Source organism: Priestia sp. TRM10 (genome assembly GCF_057808375.1).
Map to the genome: position 1 here is coordinate 203,057 of NZ_JBJZOT010000011.1, position 22,485 is coordinate 225,541.

The 22,485-nt window shown below is 34.4% G+C and carries 18 protein-coding genes; 12 read left to right on the plus strand and 6 right to left on the minus strand.

Features of this window, described 5'->3' with window-relative positions:
- The first annotated feature begins 86 nt into the window (after nucleotides 1-86).
- A complete protein-coding gene (locus tag ACK3CR_RS09385; RefSeq protein WP_488975285.1) occupies nucleotides 87-2,486 on the plus strand; it encodes an S-layer homology domain-containing protein in 2,400 nt (799 codons plus the stop codon).
- A gap of 42 nt (nucleotides 2,487-2,528) precedes the next feature.
- Here the strand turns inward: ACK3CR_RS09385 and ACK3CR_RS09390 are convergent, their stop codons facing one another.
- On the minus strand, nucleotides 2,529-3,527 hold the full coding sequence (locus tag ACK3CR_RS09390) for a C40 family peptidase (protein ID WP_488975286.1): 999 nt from the start codon (nucleotides 3,525-3,527) through the stop codon (nucleotides 2,529-2,531).
- A gap of 702 nt (nucleotides 3,528-4,229) precedes the next feature.
- Between ACK3CR_RS09390 and ACK3CR_RS09395 the strand changes: the two genes are divergently transcribed.
- From ACK3CR_RS09395 to ACK3CR_RS09415, 5 genes are all read left to right on the plus strand, one after another.
- Complete coding sequence (locus tag ACK3CR_RS09395; protein WP_488975287.1) at nucleotides 4,230-6,914, plus strand: S-layer homology domain-containing protein; 2,685 nt, start codon at nucleotides 4,230-4,232, stop codon at nucleotides 6,912-6,914.
- 342 nt (nucleotides 6,915-7,256) lie between these two features.
- The gene (locus ACK3CR_RS09400) at nucleotides 7,257-8,534 is read left to right on the plus strand and encodes an ArnT family glycosyltransferase (RefSeq protein ID WP_488975288.1); all 1,278 of its coding nucleotides are present in this window, start codon (nucleotides 7,257-7,259) and stop codon (nucleotides 8,532-8,534) included.
- Between the two features lie 198 nt (nucleotides 8,535-8,732).
- Entirely contained in the window at nucleotides 8,733-9,710 is a 978-nt protein-coding gene (locus ACK3CR_RS09405; protein ID WP_243516426.1) for a glycosyltransferase family 2 protein, read from the plus strand.
- 2 nt (nucleotides 9,711-9,712) lie between these two features.
- On the plus strand, nucleotides 9,713-10,126 hold the full coding sequence (locus tag ACK3CR_RS09410; protein ID WP_243516428.1) for a GtrA family protein: 414 nt from the start codon (nucleotides 9,713-9,715) through the stop codon (nucleotides 10,124-10,126).
- A 232-nt stretch (nucleotides 10,127-10,358) separates the two neighbouring features.
- On the plus strand, nucleotides 10,359-11,852 hold the full coding sequence (locus ACK3CR_RS09415) for an ArnT family glycosyltransferase (protein WP_328122096.1): 1,494 nt from the start codon (nucleotides 10,359-10,361) through the stop codon (nucleotides 11,850-11,852).
- 22 nt (nucleotides 11,853-11,874) lie between these two features.
- Here ACK3CR_RS09415 and ACK3CR_RS09420 read toward each other — a convergent pair whose 3' ends face one another.
- The 5 genes from ACK3CR_RS09420 to ACK3CR_RS09440 all read right to left on the minus strand — a co-directional run bounded on the left by ACK3CR_RS09420 (nucleotide 11,875) and on the right by ACK3CR_RS09440 (nucleotide 17,022).
- Nucleotides 11,875-13,170: an ArnT family glycosyltransferase gene (locus ACK3CR_RS09420; protein ID WP_488975289.1), complete on the minus strand. Its 1,296-nt coding sequence runs from the start codon at nucleotides 13,168-13,170 to the stop codon at nucleotides 11,875-11,877.
- 34 nt (nucleotides 13,171-13,204) lie between these two features.
- Complete coding sequence (locus ACK3CR_RS09425; protein WP_019394846.1) at nucleotides 13,205-13,546, minus strand: EamA family transporter; 342 nt, start codon at nucleotides 13,544-13,546, stop codon at nucleotides 13,205-13,207.
- On the minus strand, nucleotides 13,543-13,893 hold the full coding sequence (locus tag ACK3CR_RS09430; protein WP_019394847.1) for a DUF2304 domain-containing protein: 351 nt from the start codon (nucleotides 13,891-13,893) through the stop codon (nucleotides 13,543-13,545). The genes ACK3CR_RS09425 and ACK3CR_RS09430 overlap by 4 nt, the downstream gene beginning before the upstream one ends.
- A gap of 4 nt (nucleotides 13,894-13,897) precedes the next feature.
- Nucleotides 13,898-14,605: a glycosyltransferase family 2 protein gene (locus ACK3CR_RS09435; RefSeq protein WP_488975290.1), complete on the minus strand. Its 708-nt coding sequence runs from the start codon at nucleotides 14,603-14,605 to the stop codon at nucleotides 13,898-13,900.
- Nucleotides 14,606-14,802: 197 nt separating this feature from the next.
- Nucleotides 14,803-17,022: a S8 family peptidase gene (locus ACK3CR_RS09440; protein ID WP_488975292.1), complete on the minus strand. Its 2,220-nt coding sequence runs from the start codon at nucleotides 17,020-17,022 to the stop codon at nucleotides 14,803-14,805.
- Between the two features lie 637 nt (nucleotides 17,023-17,659).
- Between ACK3CR_RS09440 and ACK3CR_RS09445 the strand changes: the two genes are divergently transcribed.
- From ACK3CR_RS09445 to ACK3CR_RS09470, 6 genes are all read left to right on the plus strand, one after another.
- Nucleotides 17,660-18,835 carry a CAP domain-containing protein gene (locus ACK3CR_RS09445; protein WP_328122100.1) on the plus strand — a complete coding sequence of 392 codons (1,176 nt, stop codon included), beginning with the start codon at nucleotides 17,660-17,662 and terminating at the stop codon, nucleotides 18,833-18,835.
- Nucleotides 18,836-18,977: 142 nt separating this feature from the next.
- A complete protein-coding gene (locus tag ACK3CR_RS09450; RefSeq protein WP_488975293.1) occupies nucleotides 18,978-19,871 on the plus strand; it encodes an S-layer homology domain-containing protein in 894 nt (297 codons plus the stop codon).
- 174 nt (nucleotides 19,872-20,045) lie between these two features.
- Nucleotides 20,046-20,327, plus strand: coding sequence for a hypothetical protein (locus ACK3CR_RS09455; protein WP_328122102.1), 282 nt, complete (start codon nucleotides 20,046-20,048; stop codon nucleotides 20,325-20,327).
- Between the two features lie 106 nt (nucleotides 20,328-20,433).
- Nucleotides 20,434-20,775: a YflT domain-containing protein gene (locus ACK3CR_RS09460; RefSeq protein WP_243516447.1), complete on the plus strand. Its 342-nt coding sequence runs from the start codon at nucleotides 20,434-20,436 to the stop codon at nucleotides 20,773-20,775.
- Between the two features lie 113 nt (nucleotides 20,776-20,888).
- The gene (locus ACK3CR_RS09465) at nucleotides 20,889-21,467 is read left to right on the plus strand and encodes a DedA family protein (protein WP_328122103.1); all 579 of its coding nucleotides are present in this window, start codon (nucleotides 20,889-20,891) and stop codon (nucleotides 21,465-21,467) included.
- Between the two features lie 162 nt (nucleotides 21,468-21,629).
- Nucleotides 21,630-21,908 carry a hypothetical protein gene (locus tag ACK3CR_RS09470; RefSeq protein ID WP_430239880.1) on the plus strand — a complete coding sequence of 93 codons (279 nt, stop codon included), beginning with the start codon at nucleotides 21,630-21,632 and terminating at the stop codon, nucleotides 21,906-21,908.
- The last annotated feature ends 577 nt before the right edge of the window (nucleotides 21,909-22,485 follow it).

Genomic DNA, 22,485 nt, shown 5'->3' on the forward strand with positions numbered 1-22,485 from the left:
CTAGCTTTTCATTTTTCTGTAAGCTAGAATAATAAGGTAATAGGAGAATATTACTTGAAAAAAGGATGAATATGTAAGGAGAGTAAATGATGAAGAAACTGCTGTTACCTATGTTTTTTGTTGTCAGTTTATTTTTTATTATCCACCCTTTAAATACTTCTGCACAAGTTATGGATGAAACAAAACTAAAAACAGCTCAGTTTGATTATGAAGATTATTATCAAAATAAAGTAATGACGTACAGGGGAGATTCAGGGATTACTTTTATAAGCTATAGTACAAAATGGAATACAGTAGAAAAACTAAAAGCACTTGAAACAGAATTGCTTAAAAATAAGCATGGGGAAGAACTCAAGCTTTTATCCACAATTAACATTTTTCCAGACTATCCAGCTGGACAAGATGTGCTTGGACAATATTTTGCGGAATATACGTATGGGAGTAAATCAGTCTCACTTTCCCCAAATCGAAAAATTAATCTTTATGGAGGTGATAAATATTCAACAGTGGAAAGTATTGCTTCAACTATGGCCCATGAGTATGGACATCATTTTACGTTTTATCACCTTTTTAAAAGAGAGCATTTGGTTCCTAACAAGTGGAAAGACTCTCAATATGCACAAATTCGTCATATGAAAAAGTACGGGCCATTCAATCAAAGCCCCGTTCCATACAAGTGGGATTTATCAGAGATATTAGCTGAAGACTATGTTGAGTTATTTGGCTCTAGCAAAGCTATTGCTACCCATATGCCAATGAATAGTGAAATTCAATCACCATTTGAAAACAAGAGCATTCAGCAATATTGGACAGAAGCCATACAAGAAAAAGGGTATAGGCCAGAAGAGACTATTCCGCTTTATCTCACGGATTATAAATCATCCAGTTTGCTTAGCCTACAATTAACAGCTTTAAACCTTGGAATATATGACACTTACCTAGTCGCCCAAGATGATGAAGATAAATATTTGCCAATCCTTTTTGATACTTTTAAAGGTGTGATGCAAGTACGGAAATGGTATGAGGGCGAGAAGCTTGGAAGTAAATCAAGCTGGCTTTTCTCAAAAGACCAAAATAGCGGCATAGTGTTCAAGCTTATTCAGCATAGCGAAGATGGTTTTAATAGAGGATCAGAACGCTTAAAAATCAATCTTCAAAATATAGAGGAGAGTAAGACAAGCAATGCTAAGCTTATTGAACATTTAAATCTAACTAAAGAGGAAATAGAAGAGAAAATGCTCCAGGAGGGAATCAGACAGGGAGTTCCCTATGAATTAATTAAAGCAGTTGCAGCGGAAAGCTCTAATTACGAGCAGTTTCAAAATGAGCAGCCTAAGATAGATGAGAACGGTAGGATAGGCATTATGGGAGTAAAATTAACAGCTGAACAGGCTACGGCTCAAAATATTGATTTTGAATCCTTAAAATATAGCCCGCTTTATAATATTGAAATTGGAGTGAAATTATTAAAAGAGTATTTTAATGATAATACGCTGCCCTCTATGAAGAACAAAAATCAGAAAATGTTAGAACATTGGTATTTTGCCCTTATAGCATATAGAGGTTTTACAGAAGATACAAATCCCCAAAAAATAGATAACTTTCAGCATTCTGTATACAAATATATTGAGGATATGATAGATAGGGATTTACAGGAACTCTCATATATAGAAGCTAGCCAGGATAACGGGGTAGTTAAGTTGAAAAAGAAAGTTTACCCTTTAGAAGAGACAACAGAATCAACAAGTTTATATATAAATAATCAAAAAGGCTATGTTTATACTGATAAAGGAGTTTTATATAATCAACCAGGGGGAAAAGCGCTTACAAGTCTCCCGAAATATACTCCAGTTTTAATTAGAGAAAATGCCCTGCTGAAAGATGGTCATCTTTTTTATAAAGTTAATACATTTAACGGGCAGAATGGATATATACGAGCAGAATATATCAAAGGCGGAGATGTAACAATATTCAGTGATGTTTTTCAAAATGAAGTTGTTTCAGCAGTAGGCTATCTGCAACTAAGAGGAATTATTGAAGGTTATGGAAATGGAACATTTCGACCTTATCAATCATTAAGCCGTGAACATGCAGCAAAAATGCTTGTTCAGGAACTGCAGCTAACAAAAGATCCTACATACAAAATGATGGCAACCGATGTTAATAAAGATAATCTCTACTACACACAACTCGCTATTTTAGAACAATATGACATTATGGGGCGAGGAGGGAAACTTCGTCCAAAAGAATCATTAACAAGAGAACAAATGGCAGCTGTTCTAGCAAGAGCTTACAGCAAAGTATATAAGAAGGCAGAACAAGAGAGAGTTTTTAAAGATGTAAAGAAAACTTCTTGGAGTTATAACGATATTAATATATTAGCAGAGAACAAGATTACGGTATTAAATGAGTATTATCGCCCTTATGAAAATGTAACAAGAGGTCAATTTGCTCTTTTTCTCCGGAGATCTGCAGCATTGAAATAAAAAAGAGCTCCCTTTCTTTTAGAGAAAGGAGCTCTTTTCGTATTATCGGTTTACAGCACGATTTACAAATGCCGCCATTTGAGCACGTGTAACAGGCTCATTCGGTTTAAATGTTCCATCATCATATCCCGTTGTAATACCTGCGGCAGCAAGAGCAGAAATATCTGCAGCAGCCCAATTGTTTTTAGGTACGTCCTTAAATGTATAAGAAGAGTTAGCTTTCAAATCAAATGCATCCGTTAATACAGCTGCCATTTGAGCGCGTGTTAAAGCTTTGTCGGGCATAAAGTAACCGTTATTTCCTTCAAAAATACCAGCGGATTTTACTGCATTTACAGCTCCAACAGACCAAGATGATGATGTTACATCTTTAAATGGCTGTTTGCGGTTTGTCATTTTTAAGTCAAGTGTATTAGCAAGAATTGTTGCAGTTTGTGCACGAGAAATATTTTCGTTCGGACGGTAGTAGTTATTTGAATAACCTATTACGATGTCTTTATTTGCTAGTGCATTTACATCTTTAGCTATCCAGCTGTTTTGAGTATCACGGAAGTTGCCTTTTGCGCTTCCAGTTGAGAAAATACGTTTTGCTCCAACATAGCGAGAACCCCAATAGTATGGATCGTTAACCTTTGCGATACTTACACCTTTTGAGCTTGCAGCATTGATAAATTCATTGTTTCCAACGTAGATTCCAACATGTGAAACCCCTTTACCAGATGTTTTGAAGAAAACAAGGTCGCCAACACGTAGATTGCTTTTTGAAACAGCTGTACCTTGTCCATACATTTGAGCGGCTGTTCTAGGAAGGGAAATACCTACCTCACTGTATACTTGGCGTACATACCCAGAGCAATCAAATCCCGAAGCTGTTGTTCCCCCATAACGATAAGGAACGCCCATATACTTATAAGCAGCAGGTAATAACTTATCATAGTTTGTAAGATTAGCCGCTTTGGCTGATGAAGATGGTTCTAGCAGTAGACCTGATAATAGTAACACAAAGCATGAAATCAACGTCAGTGTGACTCGTCTAATCATATGTATCCTCCAAATTCTCCTAAATTTTCTATGTTAAAATTTCATTATTCTACCTTTTTCAACAGATGATAACAGTTTATCATAGAAAAACACGCTTCTATTTTACAGTTATGTAACAAAAGAACTACAGTTTGTTATGTTGAAGTTAGGGACTTTACAATAGTGGAAGAAAGATAGGGATAAAGATGTGCATTAATAATGTAAAAATTTTGAATAATTAGAATTATAAATTCTATTTTTCCTTTTTATACCTTTTATATTACAAAAATATTACAATATATTTTGGGTGTTTAGAATTTATTAAGCAATTTATAAAACCTTGAGAAAAATAACATTATCTTTATAATCATCTCCTTTCTTATTTAAATTTAGGTCTTTTTTCACTTTAAAAATAAGGTTAAAACAGGCGATAAAGACCTAAAAAAATACAAAGTTATGTAAAAACTATTGAAACTTATAGGAAATATTGTAGAATAATAGGTAGGGTTTTCCCTAATATATTTATTTTGGTTATTTTTCATAGATTACCCATATAAATAACTTTTTTTTACATTTGTTAAAAATATTGACATTAAATCTATGAAAACCTATACTAATATCTGTAATTGTTTAGTAACTAATGTTAAGAGATATACATATATAACAACCTCTTGAGATTAGTCTTATTTTACTAGAACACAATTCTAAGGAGGAAATAACTCAATGGCTTACCAACCAAAATCTTATCGCAAATTCCTAGTAGGTACTGTTTCTGCTGCTGTAGTAGCAAGCGCAATCGTTCCTGCTGCAAGTGCTGCATCTTTCTCTGATGTAACAAAAGAAACAGTTAAAGACCACTACCAAAACATCGCAACTGCATCTGAAAAAGGATACATCAAAGGTTATGGCGATGGAACTTTCAAACCTTATAACACAATAACTCGTGGACAAGTTGTTAAAATCCTTGCTCGTACACTGGGGGACGATGTAGACACTTCTAAAACTGAGAACTTCTCAGATGTACCAAGCAATTATTCTGATAAAGAGCTAGTAGAAGCTTCTTTAAAAGTACGTGCAGCTGGCGTTTTTACTGGTAACGGTGGAGAACTTCTTCCAGATCAAAACATTACACGTCAACAAATGGCGAAAGTACTTGTTAATGGCTTAGGATTAGAAGCGCTTGTTGATAGCGATGATACTTCGAAAGTAAAGGATCTTGACAAAGCATACAGTGAGTATCGCGAAGATATTCAAACTCTTTCTAAATTAGGTGTTACTGATGTTGAAACGTTCAACCCAGAAACAAACCTAACTCGTGCTCAATTTGCTTCATTCATTGTTCGTGCTTACGATGTTAAAGAATCAAGAACTGCTAAACCAAGCGTTCAAGATGTAACAGCTGTTAATGGAAAAGTAACTGTTGAGTTTAACAAAGCGCCTAAAACAGCTCCAACAGCTAACGATTTCACAATCACCAAATCTGTAAACGGTGGTACAGCAACTTCTGTAGCTCCAACAGATTTCAACTACGATGCTAGCTCTAAAACAGCTACGTTCAACGTAGAAAAAGTAGAAGCAGCAACTGCTAAGCAAACTGTATCTTACTCTGTATCTTACAAAGAAACTGACGCTAAATCTGGAAGCTTTACTGTAGACGCTCTTCCAGCAGCTTCTATTCTTTCTGTAGGTGCAGCAGGTAACCAAGTGACAGTAATTTTCAACAGCCCTGTTGATACAGCAACAGCTCAAAATGTTATTAACTACACTTATGACAACGACCGTAACAGTACTACAAATGTACCTGTTCATCCAACAAGTGCATCTGTAAACACTGAAGCAGTAGGTCCTTATGCAGCTGGTCAAGTTGTAACATTAACTTTCAATGATAGTGCTTTATCAACTGAAGATAAAGGTTCTCTAAACATCCAAAATGTTAAATCTGATAAAGGAATTGTTATTGCTTCTAAAACAGTTAACGTAACTCCTGTAACTGATGGAGCAAAACCAGAAGCAAGTGCTACACTTACTAACGGTGCTCAAACTTCTACAAAAGTATCAGCTAATGCAGGTACTACTGTGAAATTAAATGTTAAAGCTTACGACGATGCTAGCAATATCGTTGCAGCTCGTTACCGTATCCAAAACCCAGATAACACATTCACAAGCTGGACAACCCTAGATGCAGAAGATGGTGCTTTTGATGAAACTTCAGAAACGGCTGTAGGTTCAATCAATACTACTGGTTTTGCTGGTGGAGATTATAAAGTATACGTTCAAACTGTAGATGCAGCTGGAAAAGTTAGTGATTCTGCAGTAGCAGCTACTCTAGAAATCACTAAGAAAGATATTACAGCTCCAGTAACTGTAAACAGTGAAGCAACTTATAAACCTGCAACTCGCACTGTAGAAGTTAAAGGTTCAGTAACAGATGTAGATAGCGATGTTAAGAACGTGCAATATCGCGTATCTACTTACAATGCATCAACAAATGCTTATACAACTTCTACTGAGTGGACAAACGCAACAGCAACAGATGGTTCATTCAATGAAAAACAAGAAGATTACAAATTTGCAACACCACAACTTAATGCATCAACAACTTACCTAATTGAAGTAAGAAGTGAAGATGCAGCTGGTAACACTAGCAAAGCTCAAACCGTTACTGTAAGTGGTGTAGAAGCAGCTGGTGGTAATGCAAAAGAAGGAACTTTCAAAACTCCAGCAAACTCTGGTGACACAACGACCCCAGGTGAAAGTACACCAAAATCTAACGTTGGAGACGTTACAAACAAGAAAGACGTTAAGATTACAGGCGTAGCTAATGACAACGTTGAAGTAGCTAGCATTGAGTACGCAGTATACCGTGATGCAGACAAAGACGGAAGCTACGAAACTCGAGTTCAAGCTTACGGAAAAACTGGTGTTACAATTAATGATGGAAGCATCAACTCAGATTCGGAAGCTTACACAATCAACTACGATTTACTATCAGTTGACGGTAAATACCGAATCCTAGTTCGCACAACTGATACTTCTGGTAATGAAAGAGTTGAAAATGTAGATACAGTTCTTGATACAGTATCACCTACTGTAACAATTGTTGCTGATACAGAAACGTCAGATAAAAACGACTTTATTGTTACTTTCAGTGAAGATGTTCAAGCTGGAACAGAAGAAGCAGCTAACGAAGTAGCCTCTAAGTTTGCTCTTGATAAAGACAACTACACTGTAAACCAAGGTGGTCAAGTAGTTCAAAACGCTGCAGCTTCTGTTACTAAAGTATCTGACAAGCAATTCAAAGTTACTTTTGCTCAAGCTCCAACAGACGCGCAAACAATCAGCATTACATCTGTACAAGATCTTGCTAGTAATGCAATTAAAGCAACTAGCGTAAACGTTCCTAAATAATAGGAGCTAATCATAAAAGCCAACCACATCTGTGGTTGGCTTTTTTTATATAAATAAGAGTGTCCCTAGATCCGTTTTTATTCCAAAATAAGGTATAATAGATATATATAAGTGAATTCATTATAACAAAAGAACTAGTGGATGAAGGTGAAGGCAGCATTGATTAATGGATTAAATAAGGTATTACATAAGCTTTTAATAATAATAACACTTTCTTTTTTTGGACTTATGTTTTATTTTTCGTGGAGAACAGAACAACAATATATTGAGGAACAATTAAAATTTTCAAATTTAGGCACCTTTGTTCTTGTATTGTTTCTTCTTATTATATTAGGAGGACTGGTGTTTTTAGTAAGTTACTATATCAGGAAGCTAGAGAATCGTACTTTTTTATTTTTGCTTATAGCTTTAGCTTTTTCAGTGCGTCTTGTATGGATCTTAACTATTAATACACCACCTGCAACGGACTTTAGAGCTATGTATAATGGTGCAGTTGGAATTTTTTATGGTGATTGGTTACCGATTCAGCGAGAATATTTCTATTCTTGGCCATACCAACTTGGGTTTACGGCATATGAATCGTTTTTGCTTTTCTTATTTGGTGAAGGAACATCTAGTATCAAATTTTTTAATGTGTTATATGGAGTGGGCACAGTTTTCTTTACTTATAAGATTGCCTCGCTTCTATTTAATGAACTTGCAGGGAGAATAGCGGGAATCTTTTATGCCTTTTACATCCCAGCTATTGTAATGACCTCCGTTTTAACAAATCAGTACATTGCTATCTTTTTCTTTTACTGGGCTTTCTATCTTCTTATTAAGAACGGCATTAATCATAAATGGAACTGGATCTTTATTGGGGCTTTATTAGCTTTAGGAGATATCATGAGGCCGCTCGGGACATTTATTTTACTTGCTGTTTCTTGCTACATGTTTTTAGCTTTTCTCAAGAAGGGTAGGATACATAAAGAAAGAGTAGTAAAAAAGTTTATTGGGATATTTGTGGTATTTTACTTTGTTCACTACCTTATAAGTGCTTCTTTCATTGCATGGGGAATTACAGAATATCCTCTTTCTAACCGCAATCCACTCTGGAAATTTGTTCTTGGATTTAATCATGAAACAGAAGGTCAATATTCAGTAGAGGATGCAGAATATGTTGCTCGTTATTCATTAGGTACAGAACGTAATGAAGTGGAAAAGAAGCTTATTAAAGAGCGCTTAGAAGATAAGAGTGAGGTGGCTGTTTTACTTGGGAAGAAGTTTAACAACATGTGGGGAATACGAGATGAGTCTATTTTCTGGAGCATGGGACATCAAAAGGAATCTGCTCAAGACATTCATAAAGTACTCTATGCCTCAGAACGAATGATGTTTCTTCTTTTACTCTTTGGAGGGATAGCCTATTTACTCCTTTCTTTTCGAACAGAGATAGACAAAAGGAAAGCTTTTTTCCTTATTCTTATTCTTGGCTATGTTCTTGCTCATCTTCTCGTTGAAGTACAAACTAAATATCGGTTTTTTATCAATCCAACACTAGCTATCATCGCTTCATTAGGATTTGTTACATTCTTTTATCATACTAAATTGCTAAGTGATAGGGAGAGGAAGGGAGGATGAGGAGTAATCTTAAACTATGTATGATTTTCACTGTGTTACTAGTGAAAAAAAACAAGATAAGTTATAATTAAGTGACAGAAAATTTAGAATTCGGTTCACTTTTGCTCTATTTTTTAGACGCAAGTGAACTTTTTTGTTGGATGGACTATTTTGTATAGATAGGCACCAACATAGGTTTAATAGAAAGGAGAAAAATCATTGAAGACTATTTCAATTATGATTCCAGCCTATAATGAAGAAGATGTGTTGGAGCAGCTATATGAGAAGTTGACGTTTGTGATTGAAGCTATTCCAAACTATGATTTTGAACTTTTGTTTATCAATGATGGAAGTAAAGATAGAACGTTAGAAATTATTAAAGAAATGCGTGAAACAGATCATCGCATTTCATATGTTGATTTATCGAGAAACTTTGGAAAAGAAATTGGTATGATGGCAGGATTTGATTATGCTAAAGGGGATGCGGTTATTATTATTGATGCTGACCTTCAAGACCCGCCAGAACTTATTCCTGAGATGATTAAATATTGGGAGCAAGGTTATGATGACGTTTTTGCAAAACGAAGAAGCAGAGCAGGAGAAACGTGGATGAAAAAGTGGACAGCTAAAACATTCTACCGCGTGCTTCAAAAAATCACCAAGATTCCTGTTCAAGAAAACACAGGAGATTTTCGTTTGCTTGATCGTCGTTGTATCGAGGCTCTTCGTACACTACGTGAAACACAGCGTTATACAAAAGGAATGTTCAGCTGGATCGGTTATAATAAGAAGGAAATTTTATTTGACCGTAATCCAAGAGCGGCTGGTGAGACAAAATGGAATTATAAAAAGCTTATGGATTTAGCCATTGAAGGTATTACGTCCTTTACAACAGCTCCGCTTCGCTTATCAACTTACTTTGGTTTTACTATTTCACTTTGTGCATTTATATACATGATTTTTATTATTATAAAGACCTTGGTTGTTGGGGAAATGGTTCAAGGGTATCCGTCCCTTATGACAGTTATGTTATTCCTAGGAGGAATTCAGCTTATTTCTTTAGGGATTATCGGAGAGTATTTAGGAAAAATATTCACTGAGACGAAACGTCGTCCACTTTATTTTGTTGATGAATATAACAATGAGAAAGTGATGTTTGAGAAAAAAGAACGTTATTATGAATCTAAGGGGATTTAAGGATGAACAGCCGAACAAAAGAGATGATTAGTTATCTTGTTTTTGGAGTTCTCACAACAGTAGTGAACATTGCTTTATATATTTTACTTACAAAGGGCTTCTCTGTAGACTTTAGATGGGCCACAACGGTTGCTTGGATTGTATCTGTTCTATTTGCTTTTGTCACAAACAAGCTTTATGTATTTAAGAGCAAAACTCTTACTACTAGTATTATGTTTAGAGAACTTCTTTCATTTTTCTTTTTTAGAGGACTTTCATACGTATTAGATCTTGCTATTATGATTATATGTGTTAGCTGGCTTTCCATCGATGATATTATTGCTAAAATTTTAGCAAACATTGTTGTTATTCTTGTTAATTATATCGCAAGTAAGTACTTTATTTTTAAGAATAAAGAAGAGAGCGCAGTAGAGTAAAGGAAGAAGAAGCTGATAGAAAGAAGAGGGCTTTTTCTCTTGTAAAGTGTACGGACATTAGAGAAGACTAAGCCTTTTCTATCTAGTTTTCAAAAACGGAATACAGTATAATTAAGCATATTGAAAAGTAGAATTAAAAAGTTCACTTAAGACAGTACAAGCGTTGAAAGTGAACTTTTTTATTTATGAAGTGTATAGCGCTTCAAGCAATTAAGTAAGGAGTATATACGATATGTCGAATTTCAATATGAATGCTGTTAGTGGTCTTTTTAACAAATTTCTCGTTCTACTTACTTTAGTTATTTTTGGAGCCATCTTTGTTTTTTCATGGGAAGCAACATCTCAATTTCTAAAAGTAGGACAGTTAAATTTTTCAAGTAATACAGCTACTCTAGTGATAGCAATGGGCATTATTATCTATGGGTTGATTATCTTTTTAATTTCTTCCTATGTAAAAAAGTTAAGTCAGAAGACATTTTTAATTGTAATGTTAAGCGTTGCTTTTTTACTGCGCTTTATATGGATTCTTGTTGTAGACACACCAATTCAATCTGATTTTAATGTGTTGTATACGGCTGCTGTGGATGCGAGTAAGGGAGACTTCTCATTTAGTCAAACGCCATACTTCTTATCATGGGTGTACCAAATTGGTTTTACAATGTATCAAGCTCTTGTTTTATCCATTTTTGATGGAGGAGCATTTGTACTTAAACTTCTAAATGTCGTATATGGAGTTGGAACCGTCTTTTTGGTTTATAAAATAGGTACGCATGTTTTTAATGAGGCTGCAGGTAGAGTAGCAGGTGTCTTTTATACATTATACTTACCAAGTATTTTTATGACCTCTGTATTAACAAATCAATATATTGCAATTATCTTATTTTATGCTGGATTTTATTTACTCGTGAAAAATGGAGTAGACCACAAAAGCAGTTGGTTCTTTATTGGGATTCTTCTTTCACTTGGAGATATTATGCGTCCACTTGGAGCATTTATTTTAGTTGCATTATTTTGCTATATGTTCTTACAGTTTATAAGTAGTAAGAAAGATCGGAAAAAGACAGTGGCTAAGAAATTTATTGGGATTGTTGCTGTTTTTTATCTTCTTCATTATGGTGTAAGTTTTGCCTTTATGACAGCTGGTGTAACAGATTATCCGTTATCAAACCGCAACCCAATGTGGAAGTTTGTGCTTGGATTTAACCATGAGACAGTTGGCCAGTATTCAACAGAAGACAGTAATTTTATGACTCAATATACGCTAGGGAAAGAGCGAACAGAAGCTGAAAAAGAGCTTATTAAAGAAAGATTAGAAGATAAAGATGCTGTAATTGATTTGATGTGGAATAAATCCGAAAAAATGTGGGGAGATTTAGATGCATCAATCAAGTGGAGTGTTGGCTATCAAGGGCAATCATTTATTCATAACATTTTTTATGTTGGTGAACGAATCATGTACATGACAATTGCTATTGGTAGTATTCTTGGCTTATTATACAGTCTTATTCGAAAGAGTAATATGAATCAATCCCTATTTTTATTGCTTGTTATTGGATATGTTTTTATTCATTTTCTTATTGAAATTCAAACACGTTACCGTTTCTTCATTATCCCATCTTTCATTATTATAGGAAGTTATGGATTTAGTTTGTTTGTTGAAAGTAAGAAAGCTAAAAGTCAAAAAGAAAAATCATCGCCTCCACAAGAGGTAGCAAAAAACGTGTAGAGAAGTTTCTCTACACGTTTTTTTAATATTTAGCAGAAGTTTCTTTCATTTTTACTTTTCGCTCTTTTAGACGTTTGATCACTTTTGTGCCAATGTCTACGAGTCCATAGCCAGTTAGCATACAGAGGAAAGGGTAAATAAGTAATCCATAGCGTGGCAGAGTAAGGAAGACATTAGAGAAACAAATATAAATAATAATAGAAAGAACTAAGCACAAGACAGGTTTTCTTTTACAGTAAATGAGTGCAAAGAGAAATCCGGCTGCAACTGTGAGCAAGTTTTGATATTTAGAAAGCTTTTCAATCCAGTTTGGTAAAAGGTGAGCATATGCACCAAGTCCATCAGGGTTCCCTGCTTGATCGACAAAAAGCCACGTTGTTTTTCCAATTGTAAGCCATGAGAAGTAAAGTGGAAAATTATCTTGTAGACCAGTTAGAATTTTATGTAAGGAAAATTCTTCAGTGCTCATTCCAAGCTCTTTTGCTTGCTGTACGTATAGGGAAAAATCATCAAGGTAAAAAGGATTAGTTCCAGCAATGAGTGGGTTTGAACCATGTGATGAAAAAAGATACATATGATCAAACATTACATAGTTTCGAATCGCCCATGGGGCCATAATTAGAATAGGTCCAATACACCATATTAAGCCAATCCTAACCCCTTTTTTAAATCCATTTCGATATACAACAATACCCCATGCGAGCCAAAGTAAGAGAGCTGGTGAAGCTCTAAACATCAGGAGAATAGAAGCCACGATTCCAAATAAAATATGATAGCGGTATTCTTCTTTTTGAAGGGCAATAATAAAAATAAAGGTTGTTAATAGAAATAAAAAGATTGTTGGTGTTTCTGTTAGCGCTGTTTGAAAGTAGTGAGTTGGTGCTGGATGTATTGCAAATAAGAAAGCCGCAATAAAGCTAACAACACGACGGTGAAAAAGTTTTTGAGCAATTACATAAATAAGGATGAAGGCACCAATGTTTAATATCATATTGGATAATCGATAGAGCATAATATGATTTGTATTAAAAAGTTCTGCAACTTTAAAGATAGCTACAAGATAAAGAGGGTGCCCATATGTTACATAAGCATTTGAAACAGTTGCGTTGTATCCGTAAAATCCTTCATGAATAAGTTGCCAAGCCATTTTTGCATACAGGGAAGCATCTCGTGAACCGTACGTAGAAATCGGTTCTCCAAAAATATCAGGCCTGTTAAACACAAGGCCTGGATGTGTGAACAGAAGGAAAAGGTTAAAAACTAAATAGAGAAGAAGCAGTAGTAGAAAAGCTGTGTGAAATTTTACAAGTTTCATCATGTTAAATTTTCCTCCAAGGTTTCACTGAGTAATATTATCGGGCTATGAAATAAACGCCTATAATAATGACAAAAATACCAAACCATTGTTGAGCTGTAACGGTTTCTTTAAAAATAAGAAAAGCAGCGATAGCTCCAAGTACATAGCTTATGCTTTGAAAGGGATAAGCTATGCTTAAAGGGAGCTTTGATAAGATAACAAGCCATAAGCCAGTAGCTAAAACGTAAAGAATTCCTCCACCAATAAAGAATGGAGAAAGAAGAACGGAAATAGCTTTTTGCAAAGTCCAAGCATCAACGTTAGCTACAGCTACTTTCCAGAGAATTTGTCCTGTTACGAGCATTAGAATATTTAAGAGTATTAGAATATAAATCACTGTTGGTGTTGTCCTTTTTCTTCATATTTTTGTTTTAAGATGGCATATTCTTGTGTTAATGTAACAAGCTGCTGATTCATTTTAGAAATTCTTCGGGTTAAGTCAAAGATCACAATAATAAGAAAAAGCATTCCAAACAAAAAAAGGATTGATGGAGCATAGTATACGTTAAGCACATCAGCAATCTTATTGATAAGGGAAGAGTTGGCACTCAAAATACCAATTCCTAAGCATGTTAAAATCCAAATGATTGAGTACTTTGTTTCAAGAATCCCTCTTCTTACAGACTCAATAACAAATATAAAGATTCCAATTACAATAATGAGAGAGATAATGGTGATTTTCATGGTGTCACTCCTTTACAATTCGTTGAATAACAATAGATAGCGTTACTTTGAACATGTAATAAATAGATTTAAAAGGAGTAATAGAGGATTGTCCTCCTTGACGATTCGTCATATTAACTGTAATTTCTTGAATGCGAAGTCCTTTACGAGAGAGATGGATTAATACCTCTGGTTCTGGATAGTCTTTTGGGTACGTATTAGCAAATATTTTGATGACTTTGTGGTTAATAGCTCGATAGCCTGAAGTAGGGTCTGTGAATGTTTGTCCAGCTAGTGACCGAAGCAGCAAAGTAAAGTAATAAATCCCAACTCTTCTTGAAAAAGCGCCTTTATAGTCTGTCTTTTTCAGAAATCTTGAGCCTACAACCATATCTGCTTCATCTTTTTGAAGGGGGTGGATAAGTCTTTGAAGTGAATCTACATCGTGTTGTCCATCTGCATCAAACTGAATCGCAATATCGTAGTTATGACGATATGCATATTGATAACCAGTTTGAACAGCTCCTCCAATTCCAAGATTGTAGGGAAGATCAATGAGTATAACGTCTTTGAAGCGTTTTACAATCTTTGAAGTTTGATCTTTGGAACCGTCATTAATAACACAAATGTCTAAGCTAGGATGTTCATTCTTAAGATGAAGTAATGAATAGAGCGTATTTGAAATTGCTTCTTCCTCGTTATAAGCAGGAACAATAATTAATACTTTATTCATTGGTGATCACACCTTTCATAAAGGAGGTATTAATCTTTAGAAGAACCTTAAAAATGATATAAAAGAATATTCTCTTAATTCAATATATTAGCATAAAAAGACATATTTTTGGTAAAATCTTTCTCTTCCCCATTAAAAATATGAATGATATTAATAAAAAAATAGAAGGAAAAGAGAAGACGATGAAGTCTTCTCTTTTACAGTTTTGAAGCACGATATAACATAGCCGAAAATTGAGCACGTGTAATTGGTTCATATGGTCTAAATTTGTCTTGTTTCGTAATGATGCCAGCTTTGGTTAAACGACTTACTGCATCAAAGCAAAAATTGGAAGAAGGGACATCTTCAAAAGTAAAAGCGCTTTTCTCTGACAAAGACAGTGAGCGATCTAGAATAAGGGCCATCTGTGCTCTTGTAAGGGTGTTTTCTGGCTTGAATTTATGATCATAACCTTTTACAACACCATGCTGATAGGCGCTTAGAACAGCGAGTCCTCCGCTTTGTTCTAGAACGACATCATTAAACGGGGTGTCGATTGATTTAGGTTCTAATGAAAGAAAACGAGAGATCATCATAACACCATGCCTTCTTGTGAGAGAATCATTTGGCTTGAAAAATCTATTATTATATCCTCTAATCCATCCTTGTTCAAGACCTATCTGAATTTCCTTTTTCGCCCATACTGCACCGTCTAAATCTTGTGGAATCATCTTTTTTTCTCGAGAAGTTAAGGTTCGTTTATTTTTAGTTAAGATCGTACCTTCTTCGTCTACAACGAATAACCCTACGCTGTTAGGGAGTCCGTCATCTAAGAAGGGAAGAGTAATATCAACAAGCTGCGATGTGATGTTTTGTTGCTTTATAATGTCTCCATTTTTCGTGATAAGAAGTTTTTTGTTTATAAGATTAGAAGTAAAAGCTAGAGCGATACTTTTAGGTTCTGTTAGAGATTGTCCGTTCTTTATATTAAGAAATTCTGCTTTTTCTGACGAAGTTGGCATATTAATAGCCTTTTCAACATTTAGAAGTCCGTAGGTTGTTGAAAAATTCTCTGCTGATGAGAGAAGCTTGTCTCTTACTAAAAGCCAGTCTAGGTCTGGATTTACTGTTCTAATTAATGCAGCAGCACTGCTTACAAAGGGAGTTGCAACAGAAGTGCCGCTGTATGATTTGTACTCGTTCAAGCCATATGTACTGTAAATATTCTCTCCTGGAGCACTTATATCAATTCCCCATCCTTTATTGCTGTTTTCTAATGGTGTCCTAGTTTTTGTAATTCCTGTAACGGCAATTACCCCAGGATACGAAGCAGGGAAAATGGTGCTAATATCTTTGTTTTGATTTCCAGCTGCAGCTACAACAGCAATATCATGAGAAAGAGCATTTTGAATCGATTCACGTAATATAGTAGTTTCACCACTACCAGCAAGACTAAGGTTAATAACATCAACATCTTTCTTTACGGCATCTTCAATAGCTTGACTAATTTCAAAGTCACTTCCATTCCCGAAATCATCAAGAACTTTAAATGGAATAATATCTACAGCTCCATTTAATATAGCTCCATCTATTCCCTTATTATTGTAAGCACAAGCTCCAATGATTCCTACAATATGAGTGCCATGGCCAAGCTTATCTGAAGGCCAATCATAAGAAGAGATATAGTTCCTTCCTTGGCTTGTTAAGATATTATCGCAGAAATCCTCGTGTTGATTTATACCTGAATCAATAACTGCAATTCTTGCATTGTTCACAGCTGTTATGTTCTCTACAGATGGAGTATTATTCCATCCTGCAAATGAGGAAAGCACTACAACCATGTTTCCATATGTTATCTTTTTCGGAAGAAGCACATCAGCCCTTTTTAGCCCTGCTTTTTGTTCACTAATCAGAGAGCCATCATTATATACTTTAACAGACCAATCTTTCTCAACATGATCAAGTGTGATGCTTAAGCGGGATAATTTTTGATTTTCCCATGCTATCTTTAGCTTCGTTTCTTTGTTAGCTGTCTTAAAGGTTTGTCCTGTATATTTTATAGATGTTCCTTCATTAACATCTTGGATTTCTTTGTCTAAAAGGAGATTATTGTTTTTCCGTAAGGTTGATGGTACATGAATAAGCTTTAGCCCCCATTGTTCATTAACAAGAGAAGGAGTTTCAGCACTTACTTCTTTCTTTTTTTCACTTTCATAAAATAAGATAGTCCCTTGTTTTTTTAGTATTTGAATCTCTGATTTGGAGAGATCTGTTTTGACAACATTGTTACTTTGTTTCGCATCAGGATATTTAACAAGAAAAGCTGTAGCTTCTCCCTCAGTTTGAAAGTAGAGAAGAGAGGAAGCATTAACAGTGGTAGAAAAAGAAAAAATAAAAGAAAACAATACAATTAGCCAACATATATATTTAGTTTTCATGTTGTTGCTCCTTTAATATAGAGATACTTCTTAATAATAGGAGAGGAATAAAATGAAGTAAATGGAAGAATGTGAGTTTTTGGACATAAAAAAGGCCCATCTATATGAGTAGATGAGCAAAAATATGGTTTACCAACCAAAATCTTATCAATTTTTATTATACTCAATTTTTATTCGTAATTCATTTCATATATTTTATAATTTATGTATTATTATTACTTTAAAATATTATATTGGAAAATATGTAGGTACAAAGAACCCTTTTATAATCTTAAAGTTTATATTTGGAAATAAAATAATTAATTAAGATTACATTCCATTATTATACAGAGTCTAATGGCTTGTTTTTTATATATATGGCTTAAATTACTGGTTGATATCTTTTTCTTTTCATACTAATATTAAGTCTACCAATCGAGGTTTTCACAACCTAAAGCTACTGTTTCAGTAGCCATAAAAAGCTGCTAGATCTTTCTAGCAGCTTTTTTATATTGTATGACAGTAGAGAGACTGTTTTGTGAGGAAATAAGGAGAATGTTTAATACAGTGTAACTTTTTGTATGTGTTGTACGTTAACACATAGAGAAGTTTTTTAAGGGATAGGATATTCCCCTTTAATAAAGGAAGTGTCTAGAGTATGAATAAATTATTTGGTGCAAGTGTTGCCCTTTTCTTTTTATTCAATATGACTCCTTTTTCAGAGAATGATCTTTCAAATATGAAGTTAACAGAGTATGCAGCAGCCGTTGACAATATAATTGGACCCCAAACAGAAGCAGCAACTACTGATAAAAGAGTAGATGGTGTGGGAGAGGTTAACGAAAAGAAAGAAAGTATTTCGAACGAAGATAAGGTAATAGATAAAGGGACAACAGAAGTACAGCAAGATAAAAATAAAATAGACAGTGGGAAAGTAAATACAGTTTCTTCTAATAAAGACATGAAAGTAGAAAAACAAGACAATAAGCCATTAGTGACAATTCATTCTATATTCATTGGAGAAAACAAAGAATCTGTTCTTCAAAAACTCGGAGACCCCATGAGAAAATCGTCAAATGATTATGGAATAGAGTGGAACACATATCATCAAAATTACAATCATTTTTTTATGGTTGGTTATCAAGATGAAAAAGTCGCTGCCCTTTATACAAACCAAGATGTATTCGAAACAACCAAAGGGATAAAGTCAGGCTCTACTGTTGATGAAGTGAGAGAGGCATATGGTTCTCCACTTGAAACTATCCAGAAAAATGGAAGTAACTATTCTGTTGAAGATGAAGAATATGATACGTATGAGCTAGATGGATATTATGTAACATTTTTCTATGATAATCTAGATGGACAAAAAGTAACGGCTGTTCAAGTCATTACAAAACGTGCTGAAGAAGAAAAGGAAGGCTACTATGGTAATCCATCTCAAATGTTAGAGGAAGGATTCAAATGGCAAATGTTCGATCTTATTAATGCTACAAGAGTAAAACATGGCCTTCTTCCTCTTGTATGGAATGACCAAATAGCTAAAACAGCTCAGCATCATAGTTTAGATATGGCTGACAATGATTATTTTAGTCATAAAAACCAAAATGGCAAAACGCCTTTTGATCGAATCGCAGAAGACCATATAGACTATTCTATTGCGGGAGAAAATATAGCTATGGGACAGCAAAACAGCATCTTTGCCCACGAAGCATTGATGAATTCTAAAAGTCATCGTACGAATATTCTTGATCAACGTTGGACGTATTTAGGAGTTGGTGTTTCAATAAATAATGAAGGAGTCCCATATTTTACGGAAAATTACTTTACTCTTTAATAAAAGTCGCCTTTTGGTGACTTTTTGTTTTCTAGTTAGAAAAGAGGATGTAGCAAAGAAACAAATTATGATAGGATAAGAGAGTATATTCAATAATATGACATTTTTTTTAGAAACTAGAAAAAGAGATGGAGGTTTTTTTATGGGGAAGACTTCGCGTAAAATTCTGGTTGGAACTCTTTCAGCAGCTGTAATAGCAAGCATTGTTGCTCCTGTTGCACATGCATCTTCATTTAAAGATGTTTCAGAAGATTCTGATCACTATGAAGCTATTACTTCTTTAACAGAGAGAGGCATTATTAAAGGATTTTCTGATGGAACATATCGACCATATCAAGAGATTACAAGAGGGCAAGTAGCGAAAATATTCTCTCGTCTTCTTGATGGAGAAGGCAAGAAAGAATCTGTATTCAGCGATGTCCCAGCTGACTATAAAGATCAAGAACTTGTTTTAGCTGCAAGCGAGCTTTATCATAAAGGAATTATGACAGGATCTAACGGTAAAATGATGCCTAATAAGCCGATTACAAGACAGCAAATGGCGAAAGTATTAGTTGAAGCACTAAGCTTACAACCGAGCACTGCGTACCCTAATAATCTTCAAGATCTTGATTATGTACCAAGCAATATGCGTAAATATGTGCTAACACTTGTTCAAAATGGAGTAACGCGAGTTGATGATGGCTTGTATCGTCCAAGTGAAGCAGTTACACGAGCACAGTTTGCTTCTTTCGTATATCGAGCTCTTGAAGTAGGAGAGAGCGGGGAGGAAGATTTTGAAGTTAATGAAGCAACAGAAAATGAAGAACAAGTTTTATTAACTTTCTCAAAACCTGTTGAAAAAACGTCCATTACAAAGGAAGATTTTTCTGTTGAAGGAAGTCATCCTGTAAAAGTAGAGGGTGAGAGGAATAAAGTGATTTTAACTTTGGGTTCTTCTACAAATAATAAGAAGGCTGAAACAGTAGGTATTGTAGGCACTATTAGCAGTGATAATGGTGAATTATTATCAAATGTCACTATAAAGGTAAAATAAAAGCACTGAAAAAGTGCTTTTATTTTATGTTTATAGAGCATTTAATTCCTCTTCATTGTGTAAAATACTGCTAAAAGTAGGGATTAAAGATACCTTATAAAAGGGATTAATTTACATTTATATAGCGACTTGTGTTAAAATGGTATTATTAACCTTTTTTTAAGGAGGAAGAGCATGAAAATATTCCTAAACACTTTATTAGTAAGTGTTTCAGCATCTTTGCTTTATATATTTATAATGTTTGTGACACCGATGATTTTAATGATGACAGGAAGCTCGACTTTTACTGCTAGCCCAGAGCTGTTCGGACACGCGCTTTATGTATTAAATATTGAAGAACAAGAGTTTTTATCAAAAGCTACAAGCCTAGGCCTAATTCTTTCATTCATACTAGGAGGAGTTCTTTATTATGGAGGGCGTACGTTAAAAAACAAACGACTTCATCAAAGTCCCTAATATATAAAACTATTAAATTTCTCCTTTGAAATGTGCTCTTTATGTTTTAAATCTTTTTTTCTGTGGAATAGTATTTATACATTTCATAAAGGAGGAATTTAAGATTATGAAACCAGTAGTACGCGAGTATACAAATGATGAGTTATTAAAAGAAGATGTGAAGAAACTTCAAGTCCAAGGAGTAGATGCAAAAGACATCTACGTATTATCACATGATGACGAACGAACAAACCGTGTTGCTAATAATGCAGATGCAAATACAATCGGCATTAAAGAAATGGGTTTAGGCACTGCTGCAAGCAACTTGTTTAACAAAAAAGGGGACGAGCTTCGTCATAAATTAAGCGAGGTTGGTCTTTCTAAAACTGAAGCTGAGATGTATGAAGAAAAGCTTGATCAAGGTAAAGTTTTAGTTATCATTACAAACAATGAAACAGTACGCTTATAATTATGACCTAGCGCGTCTTCACGATGCGCTTTTTTTCTTTTCCATTAATTAACTTGTTTAATAATCAATCATAAAGGCTATATTCTTTCCAAAAGGGGAAGGAGTCGGAAGGTATGATTGATTTTATTACAGAAACGCTTAAAGATTTTGGGATATGGGGTCTTTTAGCTGGCCTTGCTGTTGAGGCTTCTTCTCTACCATTCCCAGGTGCTCTCATCACACTTATTTATGGTTATTTGCTAAACAGTTCTTTTCTCGATGCATTCTGGATCTCAACTATAGGGAGCATATGCTATACACTATTCAGCCTTATCCCTTATGGAATTGGCTATAAGCTAGAAGATAAGCTATCTCAAAAATGGAAAGATAAAAAAGTATTTAAGAAAAGTCAGCACTGGTTCCAAAAATGTGGTCAATGGACAATTGCGCTTGCAAGACCAATTGGAGTTGGCAACTATGTTTCATATCTAGCTGGAATTTCAAAAATACGCCTTCTTCCATTTTTATTGCTAACATTCTTAGGTATCTTTCCATGGGTACTAGCAATGATTCTAGTAGGGGGAGCAGGTAATCTAAAAATGGCTAATTCCATTATCTCACAGGCTCAGACGTATATTTTTGTGATTGCAGGCATTGTTATTATTGTGTTTGTTATCTATAAAATGTACGCTCGCAAAAAGAGTGAATGCTAACGTTTACAAAATAAAAATAAGGGTATTTAATAAGTAGAAAGATAAATCCTTATTCAACAATAAAAGTGTCTCTATGACAAAATAACCCGGTTTCAAAACCAGTATATATATGAAACAATAGAATTACAAAAATTAACTATTTAAATAAGGAGTGCAGTTAAAATGTCAAACATCGTTTCATTTAATCTAGCAGGAAGTCGGTTAACTCTTAAGGAAATAACGTATTTGTACAAGCTTACGAAAACACATGGATGCAAAATTTTCTTCTACAAAGATTTAGAGATTTGTAATGTTGTAGAGTTAACAAAACTTGTTCCTTTTATATTAACAGCTAAGAAAACACAAGAAACTTACGTTGTTGTTGAAGGAGAAGACATTTCAGCTGTAGCAGATAAAGTATCAAAACTATTAGAAAAACAAGAGCAGCTTGCAAGCATTTAAAATAGCATAGGCTCACTTGTCAAAGGAATGAACATATGGACACATTAATGATAAAAGAAAAAAGGTGGAATGAATTTTTACATACCGTAAAATTAATTCATTCCACCTTTTAGTATGCGTCAAATCTCCCTTTTTCACCAAAACTCCTCACAAATAGCTAGAAAAACTTCCTGAAAAATGCAAAAAGTTAGGTATAAGAGCAAATGGAAATTAAACCATAAAATGATAAAATAAAGATTGTCGAATATTGCGGAAATTTGTCTAGGGAAGGGATATGCCTATTTTCCTTCTTGTTCCCTTATTATCCCTTAATTTAGGTATAAAGAAATAGGAATGTAGAAGTGGTTTTTGATTTGTAAAGAAAATAAAATATTTAGATGTTTATATAGATTAATCCCTTGCTAGTCAAGGGATTATTAAGTTATCAATCTATTATCATACATTGAATTTACGACAAAATTTGATATAATTGGCAAATGAGTCACAACTTATAAAAATGAGTAAATATTAGTATTTTTAGGTGAGCAGAGCAGCTGTTGCTTTGCGCTGCTATACCAAAAATGAAAGGAGCTATTTT

Coding starts and splice junctions, on each gene's coding strand:
- ACK3CR_RS09385 (WP_488975285.1), top strand. CDS start 87: ATGATGAAGAAACTGCTGTTACCTATGTTTTTTGTTGTCAGTTTATTT.
- ACK3CR_RS09390 (WP_488975286.1), bottom strand. CDS start 3,527: ATGATTAGACGAGTCACACTGACGTTGATTTCATGCTTTGTGTTACTA.
- ACK3CR_RS09410 (WP_243516428.1), top strand. CDS start 9,713: ATGAACAGCCGAACAAAAGAGATGATTAGTTATCTTGTTTTTGGAGTT.
- ACK3CR_RS09470 (WP_430239880.1), top strand. CDS start 21,630: ATGTCAAACATCGTTTCATTTAATCTAGCAGGAAGTCGGTTAACTCTT.
- ACK3CR_RS09435 (WP_488975290.1), bottom strand. CDS start 14,605: ATGAATAAAGTATTAATTATTGTTCCTGCTTATAACGAGGAAGAAGCA.
- ACK3CR_RS09465 (WP_328122103.1), top strand. CDS start 20,889: ATGATTGATTTTATTACAGAAACGCTTAAAGATTTTGGGATATGGGGT.
- ACK3CR_RS09415 (WP_328122096.1), top strand. CDS start 10,359: ATGTCGAATTTCAATATGAATGCTGTTAGTGGTCTTTTTAACAAATTT.
- ACK3CR_RS09450 (WP_488975293.1), top strand. CDS start 18,978: ATGGGGAAGACTTCGCGTAAAATTCTGGTTGGAACTCTTTCAGCAGCT.
- ACK3CR_RS09440 (WP_488975292.1), bottom strand. CDS start 17,022: ATGAAAACTAAATATATATGTTGGCTAATTGTATTGTTTTCTTTTATT.
- ACK3CR_RS09455 (WP_328122102.1), top strand. CDS start 20,046: ATGAAAATATTCCTAAACACTTTATTAGTAAGTGTTTCAGCATCTTTG.
- ACK3CR_RS09460 (WP_243516447.1), top strand. CDS start 20,434: ATGAAACCAGTAGTACGCGAGTATACAAATGATGAGTTATTAAAAGAA.
- ACK3CR_RS09420 (WP_488975289.1), bottom strand. CDS start 13,170: ATGATGAAACTTGTAAAATTTCACACAGCTTTTCTACTACTGCTTCTT.
- ACK3CR_RS09445 (WP_328122100.1), top strand. CDS start 17,660: ATGAATAAATTATTTGGTGCAAGTGTTGCCCTTTTCTTTTTATTCAAT.
- ACK3CR_RS09395 (WP_488975287.1), top strand. CDS start 4,230: ATGGCTTACCAACCAAAATCTTATCGCAAATTCCTAGTAGGTACTGTT.
- ACK3CR_RS09430 (WP_019394847.1), bottom strand. CDS start 13,893: ATGAAAATCACCATTATCTCTCTCATTATTGTAATTGGAATCTTTATA.